We start from the raw sequence: 10460 nt of genomic DNA on the forward strand, positions 1-10460 counted from the left end.
TTTTCGGCTTCTTCCGGGCCGATCCGGTCGCGCGTTCCATCCGTCCTGTGCGGGTCCTCAAGCGACGCCGCGGTCCGTTCCGGCACCGCTCATTGCGCCATAGCTCATCGCGCCATCGCCATCACGCGTGGCGCCCCCGATCATCGGCGGGTGGCGAATGCCAACGGCAGAAGATCGCTCTGCCCGCTCCACGATCCGCGCAGGGAGACGCCGTCGCGGGTCGCGCTCGCACCGAGCCGGCGGATCACGGCGAGCTCGACCGTGTCCGTCACGATCAGGGTCGGCTCCCCCGGCACCGTGCGCTCGATGCGCCCGACGGCGGGAACCCCGCCTCCGTCCGGCCCGCCGGCGACGATTGTCATGCTGAGCGGCCGGGGCTCGCGCACGCCGTCGACCTCGAAGAACTCCTCCGCCTGACCCTCGCCGCCGAGGATCGCCCGAGTCAGCGCCGCCGCGTAGACCGGGTCGCCGGTCGCGTCGTACACCCAGCGCTGCCCGAGCACCGAGTGCTCGCAGGTGCCGACGAGCCACGCCTCGGCGCCGTCCAGCGGCGCGCCCCGATAGGTGAGCGGCACCTGGAACACCGGCCCGTCGCCCACCCGGACCAGCAGCGTCTCGATCCCGACCTCACCGTCGGGGTCGTCGAACCGGTAGGCCGCGACCCGTTCGAGCCCGGCGCCGCTCTCGCCGCCGAACCATTCCCGCGCCGGAAGCCACGCTTCGAGCAGCTCCAATTTGGTGGGACTGATCTGAGCACGATGAATCAACGCCATGCGCGGAATCGTAGAACGCACGCGACATGGCCCGGGAGTGGGCGGTCAGGACGGGTCGGTGCTTTCGTCGGCCAGCGCGTCGGCGTCTATCGCCTCGGCGAACTCGGCGGCCTCGGCGTCACGGGCCGCCAAGGCGTCCTTGACCGCGCGGATGGCCACGCCCGCCGGGTATCCCTTGCGGGCCAGCATGGCGACCAGGCGGCGGAAGACCGCCTCGGGCGAGCCCGAGGCCGTGCGCAGCTTGCGGTCGACCAGGGCGCGGGCGGTGGCCGCCTCGTCCTCCTCGTCGAGCGTCTCGAGGGCCTCGCTCGCCACCTCGGCGTCGACGCCCCGCTGGCGAAGCTCGTTGGCCAGGGCACGGCGGGCCAGGCCCCGGCCGTGGTGACGGCTCGACACCCACGCCCGGGCGAAGGCGGCGTCGTCGATGATGCCCACCTCGTCGTAGCGGTCGAGCACCTCGGCGATCACCTCGTCGGAGATCTCCTTGCGAGCCAGCACCTTCGCCAGCTCGGCCCGCGTGCGCGGCCGCACCGCGAGCTGGCGCAGGCAGATCTCCCGGGCCCGCTCCCCCTCGCTCTGCTCGGGCTGCGCCCGCCCGGAACGGCCCCGCCGCGACTCGCCCCTGCCACCCGCCGACAGCGCGCCGTCACGGCCACCCGCCGACAGCGCGCCGTTGCGGTCGGCGGCCGAGAGAGCGTCGCCACGGCCGGCGGCCGACCAGGGCAGGCCGTCGCGGCGTGCCGACGGTGCGCCGTCGCGGTCGGCGGCCGACCAAGGCAGGCCGTCGCGGGCGGGGTTGGGGGTTCCGCCCGGCGAGCCCCTGCGGCGACGGGGCGGAACGTTGCCGCGTTCCGTTTCGTCGCCGGGGGAATCGCCGGGCGGATGCTCATCGGAGGTGCGGGGGCGGCGGGGCGGGATGGCATCCCATCCGCGCCCGGCCCGCGCGCCGCGTCGTCCGGCCATGTGGTGGAGGTCCTACCTCGATCAGAAGTCGACCGGGGGCAGCTCGGGGCCGCCGGCGGCGTCGCCGGTGGTCTGGCCCACGCCGAGCTTCTCCAGGATCTTCTTCTCGATCTCGGCCGCGACGTCGGGGTTCTCCTTGAGGAACTCCCGCGCCTTCTCCTTGCCCTGGCCCAGCTGGTCGCCGTCGTACGTGTACCACGCGCCGGACTTGCGGATGATGCTCTGCTCGACGCCGACGTCGATCAGCGAGCCCTCCCGCGAGATGCCCTTGCCGTACATGATGTCGAACTCGGCCTGCTTGAACGGCGCCGCGACCTTGTTCTTCACCACCTTGACGCGGGTGCGGTTGCCGACCACGTCGGTGCCGTCCTTGAGGCTCTCGATGCGGCGCACGTCGAGGCGGACCGAGGCGTAGAACTTCAGCGCGCGGCCACCGGTCGTCGTCTCGGGCGAGCCGAACATGACGCCGATCTTTTCGCGGAGCTGGTTGATGAAGATCGCGGTCGTGCCCGAGTTGTTGAGCACACCGGTGATCTTGCGGAGCGCCTGGCTCATCAGGCGCGCCTGGAGGCCGACGTGGCTGTCGCCCATCTCACCCTCGATCTCGGCACGGGGCACGAGGGCGGCCACCGAGTCGATGACGATGATGTCGAGGGCGCCGGAGCGGATCAGCATGTCGGCGATCTCGAGCGCCTGCTCACCCGTGTCGGGCTGGGAGACGAGCAGCGCGTCGGTGTCGACGCCGAGGGCCTTCGCGTACTCCGGGTCGAGGGCGTGCTCGGCGTCGATGAACGCCGCGATGCCGCCGTTGCGCTGCGCGTTGGCCACCGCGTGCAGGGCGACCGTCGTCTTACCGGAGGACTCCGGGCCGTACACCTCGATGACGCGGCCGCGCGGCAGGCCGCCGACGCCGAGCGCCACGTCGAGGGCGATGGAGCCGGTGGGGATGATGGCGGTCTGCACGACCGGCCGCTCCCCCAGCCGCATCACCGAGCCCTTGCCGAACTGCTTGTCAATCTGTGCCAATGCCAGATCGAGCGCCTTGTCCCGGTCAGGTCCGTTCGCCATGTCCGCCACCCCTGTACTCGATTTCGCTGGCGTCTTCGCCGATGAGCTTCTGTTCACCACGCGCACCAAGGTAGGGGGTGGGTATGACAAAAATCCGCCGCCCTGTCCTCGGCTGTGGATAACCACGCCGCTGTGGACAATAGCCGAACACGTGTACGACGATCGAGTGACACGCCAGAACAAGCGTACGAAAACCGCGTTACCGCAGGCTGGAAGGCACCCGATCGGGGTACGCGCCCACCACCGCTCGCCAGATGGTAGCCGTGTCGACACCGTCCGCAATCGCCTGATCGATGGTCCGGTCGCCGAGCGCCGCGAAAGAGTGGTCCGCCGCGATGCTGCGCGCATAGGCCGAGCCGAAGGACCGCTCGAGCCGTTCCCAGAAATCCGTCAACCGCACCCCACGAGCGTACTCAGCCCCGCGGACGGCCCGGAAAGAACCGAAAGGGGTGGGGGATGCGTCGATGACCCTTGTTCGGGTAGAACGTGTGGCATGCCTAGGACCGAAGCTCCGGTCGGCGCGCAGGAGTGGGTGCCGCCCCAGCCGTGGAGCATCGAGAAGCTCAAGTCGGCGGCGGGCGACTGCCAGGGCTGCGAGCTGTACGCGGACGCCACCCAGACGGTCTTCGGCCGCGGCGCGCCGAACGCCAAGGTCGTGCTGGTCGGCGAGCAGCCGGGCGACGTCGAGGACCAGAAGGGCCTGCCGTTCGTGGGTCCCGCCGGGCGGCTGCTGCGCGAGGCGGTCGACGACGCCGGCCTCGACGCGGGTGACGTCTACATCACCAACGCCGTGAAGCACTTCCGCTTCGAGCTGCGCGGCAAGCGGCGCATCCACCAAAATCCGGGGCCGGCGCACATCACCGCCTGCCGCCCGTGGCTGGTGGCCGAGTTCTCGCTGCTCCAGCCGGAGCTCGTGGTGATCCTCGGCGCCACGGCCGGCAAGGCGCTGCTGGGCCCGTCGTTCCGGGTCACCCAGCAGCGCGGCAAGCTCATGCCGTGGCCGGCCTCGGCCCAGCACCCCGAGGACTTCCCGGTCGCCGAGATCCAGGCGCTGGCGACGTTCCACCCGTCGGCCGTGTTGCGCGCCGACGACCGCGAAACGGCGTACCGGACCCTGGTCGACGATCTGAAGGTCGCGGCAGGCGCGGTGAGCTGACGCCCGGCTCGCGTCAGCGGTCGAGCAGGACCTCGATCCCGTCGAGGATGCGGTCGAGCCCGAAGCGGAACGACCGCGCCGGGTCGCCGATGGCGTTGTACTCCTGCCCGGCGGCCGTGCCGACGCGCCCCGAGATCGGATAGGCGCCGGGCGGCATGACGCGTTCGAGCACCGGCGCGTTGATCTCCCACCACTCCAGATCCGACATTCCGGATTGTTCGGCCGTACGGCTCGCGGCGACCGAGGCGCGGGCGGCTCCCGAGGTGAAGCCGCCGAGCAGCGTGATCACCTGATCCATCTCGAGATCGGTGAAGCCGGCACCCTCGATCGCGGCCAGCTGCCACTCCCAGCGATCGGAGCCGTTCGGGCCGATCCACGGGCGGCTCTCCTCCACCTGCAGCAGCCACGGATGCCGGTGGAACTCGTCCCACATCTGCACGGCGACGGTGGTGAGCCGCTCGCGCAGCGTGCCCTCGTGCGGCGGCAGCTCCTGCTCGCCCATCACCTCGTCGACCATGAGGCCGATCAACTCGGAGCGTCCCGGCACGTACGTGTAGATCGACATCAGCTTGAGCCCGAGCCGGTCGGCGACCTTGCGCATCGAGAACGCGGGCAGGCCCTCCTCGTCGGCCACCTTGATCGCGGCGCGCACCACCTCATCGACGCTCACCCGCTGCTTGGGGCCGCGTGAGCCCTGCGGCGTGCCGAGCGTGCGCCGCCACAGCAGGCCGAGCGTGCGGTCGACGTTCTGACTTTCCATGTGCGGAGATTACCCCGTGGGGTGTACGGTGTACCGCGCATCAATTTCCGTAAGGCATACGGAGTTAGGAGCGATGTGAACTCGCTGACGGCTGACGGACTACGGAAGACGTACGGGAAGACCGCCGCCCTCGACGGTTTCGACCTGGCGGTGCCCTCGGGGGTGATCCACGGCCTCCTCGGCCCGAACGGCGCGGGCAAGACCACGGCGGTCAAGGCCCTGGCCACCCTTATCGACGTCGACGGCGGCACGGCCCAGGTCGCCGGTTATGACGTACGCGGGCAAGCCGCGCAGGTCAGGCGCAGGATCGGCCTGATCGGCCAGCACGCCGCCGTCGACGAGATCCTCGGCGGCCGGCAGAACCTGGTGATGTTCGGCCGGCTCTTCGGGCTGCGCAAGGCCGAGGCGCAACGGCGGGCCGAGGAGCTGCTCGGCGTCTTCGGCCTCACCGAGGCGGCGGAACGGCCGGTCTCGGCCTACAGCGGCGGCATGCGCCGCCGGCTCGACATCGCCGCGGGCCTGATCATGACGCCGGCGGTCCTCTTCCTGGACGAGCCGACCACCGGGCTCGATCCCCGGGCCCGCAACGAGGTGTGGGAGAGCGTCCGGGAGATCGCCGCACGCGGGACGACGGTGCTGCTGACCACGCAGTACCTGGACGAGGCGGACCAACTCGCCTCGCGGATCTCGGTGATGAACCACGGCAGGGTGATCGCGGAAGGCACACCCGACGAACTGAAACGCCAGGTGGGCGGCGACCGGGTGACGGTGACGCTGCCGCCACGATCGCTTGTCCCGGAGATCGCGGAGAAGTTGTCGGCGGCGGTCGGCGCGCCCGCCGTGGTGGACGACGAGGCGCGCAGCCTGACCTTCGAGGTGGGCGCGGGAGTGGGCGCGCTCGCCGACATCGTCCGCGGCCTGGACAAGGTGGGGGTGGCGCCGGAGGACCTGGTGCTGCGCCGGCCCACGCTCGACGAGGCGTTCCTGGCCTTGACCGCCGGGTCCCCCTCGCCGGCACCGCCCTCGCCGGCCCCGTCCTCTTCGGCCCCGTCCTCTTCGGCCCCGTCCTCGCTCGCGCCCCCATCGCCGGCGCCGCCCTCGCCGGTGCCGCCCTCGCCGGTGCCGCCCTCACCGGCGGCGCCCCGATCCGCGTCGTCCTCGCCCGCGTCCACTGAGGAGACCTCACGATGATGACCCTGCGCGCCGGCTGGATCATGACGCAGCGGGAGCTGGCCCACTGGGTGCGGCAACCCTGGTCGCCGATCTTCGGCCTGCTCTTCTCGATCATGTTGCTCCTCGTCTTCGGGTTCCTCTTCGGCGGAGCGATCACCGTCCCGGGCGGCGGGGACTACATCACCTTCCTGCTGCCCGGCATGTTGGCGCTGAGCATGATGTTCGGAGTCGAGACGACCGCCACGGCGATGGCGAACGACGCCCGCAAGGGCATCACCGACCGGCTCCGCTCGATGCCGATCGGCAGCGCGTCGGTGGCGCTGGGCCGGGTCGGCGCCGACATGGCCAATTCGGCGGTCGAGCTCTTCGTGCTGATCCTCGGCGGGCTCCTGATCGGATGGCGGATCACCTCGGACCCGGCCTCGATCGCCCTGGCCGTGGTGCTCCTGCTCCTGCTGCGGTTCGCGATGCTCTGGATCGGGATCTTCGTGGGCCTCTCCTTCCGCGGCGAGGGCGCGACGATGGCCGTGCAGGTGCTGGTCTGGCCGATCGGTTTCCTGTCGACCGCGATCGTCTCGGCCGAGACGATGCCCGGCTGGCTGGGCGCGATCGCCGCATGGAACCCGCTGTCGGCCACCGCGTCGGCGGCCCGCGAGCTCTTCGGCAACCCGACCGGCATAACCGAGGGCCCACTGGCGGACTGGGCGGTATGGCTGGCCCTGGCCTGGCCCCTGTTGCTCACGGCGATCTTCCTGCCGCTGTCGGCACGCGCCTATCGCCGCCTGCGGGCGTAGGCCACGCCCGCCGCAACCGGCATGGGCGCCACCCATCGCCGGCGGGCGCAAACCTGTCCACCGCCGGGCCGACCCGATGGCCCGGCGGTGGGCTCCCCCGCTCACCCCACACCGCACCACCCTCGTCGCCCGGCAGCCGGCCCGGGTCTCTGGCGGCCGAGTGCAGGGCGAAATGGCACCAACTGCCGCCGCTCATGCCCGAGGCCCATCGGGTTGAGGTGACCGCCGCAGCCACGGGTGAGGATCCTCTTCCCGACGGACCGAACCCGTCGCCACCGAGACTCATCGGGCCGAAGCGGAGAAGGCAGCAGGCGGACTGCGTCGGCCAAGGCGGGGATCCCCTCGCCGAGAGGCCGAACGTGTCGTGGCCGCGGCTCATCGGGCTGGGGTGGAGTAGGTGGTGGGGTGGACCGCCGCGGCCACGGCGTCGGCCACGGTGGGGATCTCGTGCTCGTCGAGGGGACCGATCGTGATGCGGATGCCGGGTGGGGTGGACGTGCGGAACAGGGAGCCGGGCGCCACCGCCCAGCCGGCGTCGCGCAGGAGGCCGACTGCCCGGGTCTCGTCGGGGACACGTACCCAGACGTTGATGCCCGTCTCGCCCTCGGCCGTGAGCCCTCGCTGCCGGAGGGAGTCTCGCAGGGCTCGGCGCCGCCGGCCGTAGCTGTCGGCGGCCCGTGCGATCAACGCGGTCGCCTCGGGATCGTGCCACAGGTGGAGAAGCAGACGCTGGAGGACTGTGGACACCCAGCCCGAGCTGATCCGTGTGCGGCCGGCGACGCGGGAGATCGTGGTCTGGTCGCCGGCCAGCAGGTTGATGCGCAGGTCGGGGCCGAAGGGCTTGGACGCCGAGCGGGTGAAGGCCCAGGCGCCCGTGACCGGGCCTATGCAATAGGGCGGCGCCTCGGCGAGCTCGGCGGCGTGATCGTCCTCGATGACCAGGACGCCGGGGCGAGCGCCCAGGATGATGCGCAGCTCCTCGGCGCGGAGGGCGCTGACCGCGGCGCCGGTCGGGTTTTGCGCGCGCACGGTGATGACGACCGCTCGGGCGCCCGCGTGAAGCGCCGACGCGACCGAGGCCGGGTCGGGGCCCTCGCGATCGAGCGTGAAAGGCAGCGGCCGCAGACCGAGGGCGGCCAGCAGGTCGAGCAGGTTGGACCAGCCCGGATCTTCGACCGCTACGGCGTCACCCGGTTTCAGGTGGGTCGTGAGCAGCCGCTCGATCGCGTCAAGCGTGCCGGACGTGACGGTGATGTCCGCGTCGTCGACCGGGATGCCGTCGCCCAGCAGGCGGGGGCGCGCGGCCTCGACGAGCTCCGGCATCGCGGCCGCGGACTCGTACCCCTGGGGTGAGGAATTGGTCTTGGCGACGGCTTGGAGCGCGGGGCCCAGCGGCGGAAGCAGCCGGAGGTCGGGCTCACCGGCGGAGAGGTCGCGGACACCCGGCGGAACGGGTAGCCGCAGCGCTGAGCGCGGGCCCGCGACCGCCGGACGGGAACGGACCCGGGTGCCGCGACGGCCGTCGGCCTCGACGACGCCGCGCTGGCGCAGGTCCTGATAGGCCTTGGCGACCGTCGCGGGGCTCACCCGCAGGTAGTCGGCGAGCACACGGATGGGCGGGAGGGCGGCACCCCACTTGTAGTCGCCCTTGGAAACGCCCGCCTCGATGCTGGCGGAAATCGAGGCGGCGCTGTCGCCGGTCACCTGATATTGTTCTGCCACACGACAGATTCTGTACTAGTACAAGCCATGAGGCAAGCGGCAGCACGAGGAGGCCCGATGTCCGACCTCTATCCGCGGACGGAGCGCACGACCGCCACCCGGACGCGGGAGCGCATGCACTACGACCGCGCCCTGGCACACGCCATTCTCGACGAGGCGTACGACTGTTCCGTCGCGTTCGTCGTCGACGGCTCGCCCCGCGCGCTGCCCACCCTGCACGTCCGCGTCGGCGAGACGCTTTATCTGCACGGCTCCTCGGGCGGGCGGCTCGGCCTCTCGGCGCGGGACTCCGATGTGGAGGTGTGCGTCAGCGTCACGCTGCTCGACGGCCTGGTGTACGGCCGCTCCCAGTTCCACCACAGCGCCAACTACCGCTCGGTGGTCGCCTACGGCGCCGCCCGGCTGGTCACCGACCCCGCCGAGAAGCAGGCCGCGATGAACGCGCTGGTCGACAAGGTCGGCGTGGGCCGGGTGGCCGACAGCCGCCCGCCGACCAAGCAGGAGATGGCCCAGACCAGCGTGCTGGCGCTGCGGCTGGAGGAGGTGTCGGCCCGGGCCCGCAGCGGCGGGGTGCGCGACGCCGAGGAGGACCTGGGGCTGCCGCACTGGGCCGGTGTGCTGCCCATCCGGCGCGAGTTCGGGCCGCCCGAGACCGACGCCGGGGTGACCGCCGCCCTGCCGGGCTACCTTCCCGGAGCACAGCCGCCGTGGGCATCCGCCGTTCCGCTCGAGGGCCGGCACGTGCGGCTCGAGCCCCTCTCGTTCGCCCATGCGCCGGGCCTGCTCGAGGCGCTCGGCGACGACGAGGTCTGGCAGCATCTGCCGGCTCGCCGCCCGCAGACGGTGGAGGCGATGACCGACTATCTGGCCGGCCTTCAGCGACATCGGTGGAGCGGCTTCCAGGTGTCCTGGGCCCAGGTGGAGCCGGCGACCGGGCGGGTGATCGGCATGACCAGCTACCACGACATCGACCCGGCGCGGCGGTCGCTGGCCATCGGGCACACGATCGTCGGCAAGCCATGGTGGCGCACCGGGGTCAACACCGAGGCCAAGCTGCTGCTGCTCGAGCACGCGTTCGACACGCTCGCCGCGGAGCGGGTGTTCTGGTACACCGACATTCGCAACGAGCGGTCACAACGGGCCATCGCCCGGCTCGGCGCGGTGCGCGAGGGCGTTCTGCGGCGTCATCGCCCACGCCCCGACGGCTCGTGGCGCGACACTGTCGTGTTCGGCATGACCGTCGAGGAGTGGCCGGCCGCGGCGTCGCGGCTGCGGGCGCTGCTGGCGGCGAGCGGACAGACTGCGCCGGCGGCGGCCTGACATGCTCGGGGTCACCGACTTCTGGACGTACGTGGTGGGCACGATCGCGATCGTGCTCCTGCCGGGGCCCAACTCGATCTTCGTGCTGTCGACAGCGGCGCGGCAGGGAGTGCGCGCGGGATATCGGGCGGCGGCCGGGGTGTTCCTCGGCGACGCCGTGCTGATGACGCTGTCCGCCGCGGGAGCCGCCTCGCTGCTGCGCACCTATCCGCCGCTGTTCATGGTCGTCAAATACGCGGGAGCGGCCTATCTGTTCTGGGTCGGGCTCGGGATCGTCCGCGGGGGCATCCGCCGGTGGCGGGGCAGGGCCTCGCCGGAGGAGCAGGAGAAGGGCGAGGAGGTTCGCCGGCCGTTCCGCCGGGCCGCGGTGATCAGCCTGCTCAACCCGAAGGCGATCCTGTTCTTCGTGTCGTTCTTCATCCAGTTCGTGGAGCCCGGCTACGAGCATCCGGTGCTGCCGTTCCTGGTGCTGGGCGCGGTGCTCCAGGTGTGCAGCGGGCTCTACCTGACGGCGCTGATCTTCGGCGGCACGTTCCTGGCCGGCCAGTTCCAGCGAAGACGCCGCCTGGCGGCAAGCGCCGCCGCGGGCGCGGGCGCCCTGTTCGTCGGCTTCGGCATCAAGCTGGCCACAGCCAGCGTCGGCTGACGCGTCACGCCAACCGATCCGGGCCGCTCGATCACGGCGGCTCCGTCCGCACGCGGCTCAGCACCGCGGCATGGTCCGCACGAGG

Annotated in this window: 11 protein-coding genes; 5 read left to right on the forward strand and 6 right to left on the reverse strand. The window is 71.7% G+C overall.

Annotated elements, in window-relative coordinates; genetic code table 11:
• Positions 1 to 140 precede the first annotated feature (140 nt).
• From Ade02nite_RS03075 to Ade02nite_RS03090, 4 genes are all read right to left on the reverse strand, one after another.
• Positions 141 to 773, reverse strand: a complete 633-nt coding sequence (locus tag Ade02nite_RS03075) for a CG0192-related protein (RefSeq protein ID WP_203759946.1) — start codon at positions 771 to 773, stop codon at positions 141 to 143.
• Positions 774 to 818: 45 nt separating this feature from the next.
• Entirely contained in the window at positions 819 to 1553 is a 735-nt protein-coding gene (locus tag Ade02nite_RS03080; RefSeq protein ID WP_379035338.1) for a regulatory protein RecX, read from the reverse strand.
• A gap of 204 nt (positions 1554 to 1757) precedes the next feature.
• Positions 1758 to 2804, reverse strand: a complete 1047-nt coding sequence (recA, locus tag Ade02nite_RS03085) for a recombinase RecA (protein ID WP_203759947.1) — start codon at positions 2802 to 2804, stop codon at positions 1758 to 1760.
• A gap of 199 nt (positions 2805 to 3003) precedes the next feature.
• Positions 3004 to 3204, reverse strand: a complete 201-nt coding sequence (locus Ade02nite_RS03090) for a DUF3046 domain-containing protein (protein ID WP_203759948.1) — start codon at positions 3202 to 3204, stop codon at positions 3004 to 3006.
• A gap of 93 nt (positions 3205 to 3297) precedes the next feature.
• Between Ade02nite_RS03090 and Ade02nite_RS03095 the strand changes: the two genes are divergently transcribed.
• Positions 3298 to 3960, forward strand: a complete 663-nt coding sequence (locus Ade02nite_RS03095; RefSeq protein WP_203759949.1) for a UdgX family uracil-DNA binding protein — start codon at positions 3298 to 3300, stop codon at positions 3958 to 3960.
• A 13-nt stretch (positions 3961 to 3973) separates the two neighbouring features.
• Here Ade02nite_RS03095 and Ade02nite_RS03100 read toward each other — a convergent pair whose 3' ends face one another.
• The gene (locus tag Ade02nite_RS03100) at positions 3974 to 4720 is read right to left on the reverse strand and encodes a TetR/AcrR family transcriptional regulator C-terminal domain-containing protein (protein WP_203759950.1); all 747 of its coding nucleotides are present in this window, start codon (positions 4718 to 4720) and stop codon (positions 3974 to 3976) included.
• A gap of 75 nt (positions 4721 to 4795) precedes the next feature.
• Between Ade02nite_RS03100 and Ade02nite_RS03105 the strand changes: the two genes are divergently transcribed.
• Both Ade02nite_RS03105 and Ade02nite_RS03110 read left to right on the forward strand, forming a co-directional pair.
• On the forward strand, positions 4796 to 5911 hold the full coding sequence (locus Ade02nite_RS03105) for an ATP-binding cassette domain-containing protein (protein ID WP_203759951.1): 1116 nt from the start codon (positions 4796 to 4798) through the stop codon (positions 5909 to 5911).
• Positions 5908 to 6687 (forward strand): ABC transporter permease, encoded by a 780-nt coding sequence (locus tag Ade02nite_RS03110; RefSeq protein ID WP_203759952.1) that lies wholly within the window; start codon positions 5908 to 5910, stop codon positions 6685 to 6687. The genes Ade02nite_RS03105 and Ade02nite_RS03110 overlap by 4 nt, the downstream gene beginning before the upstream one ends.
• Before the next feature lie 375 nt (positions 6688 to 7062).
• On the opposite strand, the gene Ade02nite_RS03115 is transcribed toward Ade02nite_RS03110, so the two are convergent.
• Positions 7063 to 8409 (reverse strand): aminotransferase class I/II-fold pyridoxal phosphate-dependent enzyme, encoded by a 1347-nt coding sequence (locus tag Ade02nite_RS03115; RefSeq protein ID WP_203759953.1) that lies wholly within the window; start codon positions 8407 to 8409, stop codon positions 7063 to 7065.
• 57 nt (positions 8410 to 8466) lie between these two features.
• On the opposite strand from Ade02nite_RS03115, the gene Ade02nite_RS03120 reads away from it, so the two are divergent.
• Together Ade02nite_RS03120 and leuE are read left to right on the forward strand one after the other, a co-directional pair.
• Positions 8467 to 9729 carry a bifunctional pyridoxamine 5'-phosphate oxidase family protein/GNAT family N-acetyltransferase gene (locus Ade02nite_RS03120; protein ID WP_203759954.1) on the forward strand — a complete coding sequence of 421 codons (1263 nt, stop codon included), beginning with the start codon at positions 8467 to 8469 and terminating at the stop codon, positions 9727 to 9729.
• 1 nt (position 9730) lies between these two features.
• A complete protein-coding gene (gene leuE, locus Ade02nite_RS03125; RefSeq protein ID WP_203759955.1) occupies positions 9731 to 10375 on the forward strand; it encodes a leucine efflux protein LeuE in 645 nt (214 codons plus the stop codon).
• Positions 10376 to 10460 lie beyond the last annotated feature (85 nt).

The sequence above is a fragment of the Paractinoplanes deccanensis genome (genome assembly GCF_016862115.1).
GTDB classification, from domain to species: Bacteria; Actinomycetota; Actinomycetes; order Mycobacteriales; family Micromonosporaceae; genus Actinoplanes; species Actinoplanes deccanensis.

What these genes read in the sequence shown, in the direction of transcription:
- Ade02nite_RS03075 (WP_203759946.1), bottom strand. Translation starts at nt 773, where the DNA reads ATGGCGTTGATTCATCGTGCTCAGATCAGTCCCACCAAATTGGAGCTG.
- recA (WP_203759947.1), bottom strand. Translation starts at nt 2,804, where the DNA reads ATGGCGAACGGACCTGACCGGGACAAGGCGCTCGATCTGGCATTGGCA.
- Ade02nite_RS03095 (WP_203759949.1), top strand. Translation starts at nt 3,298, where the DNA reads ATGCCTAGGACCGAAGCTCCGGTCGGCGCGCAGGAGTGGGTGCCGCCC.
- Ade02nite_RS03100 (WP_203759950.1), bottom strand. Translation starts at nt 4,720, where the DNA reads ATGGAAAGTCAGAACGTCGACCGCACGCTCGGCCTGCTGTGGCGGCGC.
- Ade02nite_RS03110 (WP_203759952.1), top strand. Translation starts at nt 5,908, where the DNA reads ATGATGACCCTGCGCGCCGGCTGGATCATGACGCAGCGGGAGCTGGCC.
- Ade02nite_RS03120 (WP_203759954.1), top strand. Translation starts at nt 8,467, where the DNA reads ATGTCCGACCTCTATCCGCGGACGGAGCGCACGACCGCCACCCGGACG.
- leuE (WP_203759955.1), top strand. Translation starts at nt 9,731, where the DNA reads ATGCTCGGGGTCACCGACTTCTGGACGTACGTGGTGGGCACGATCGCG.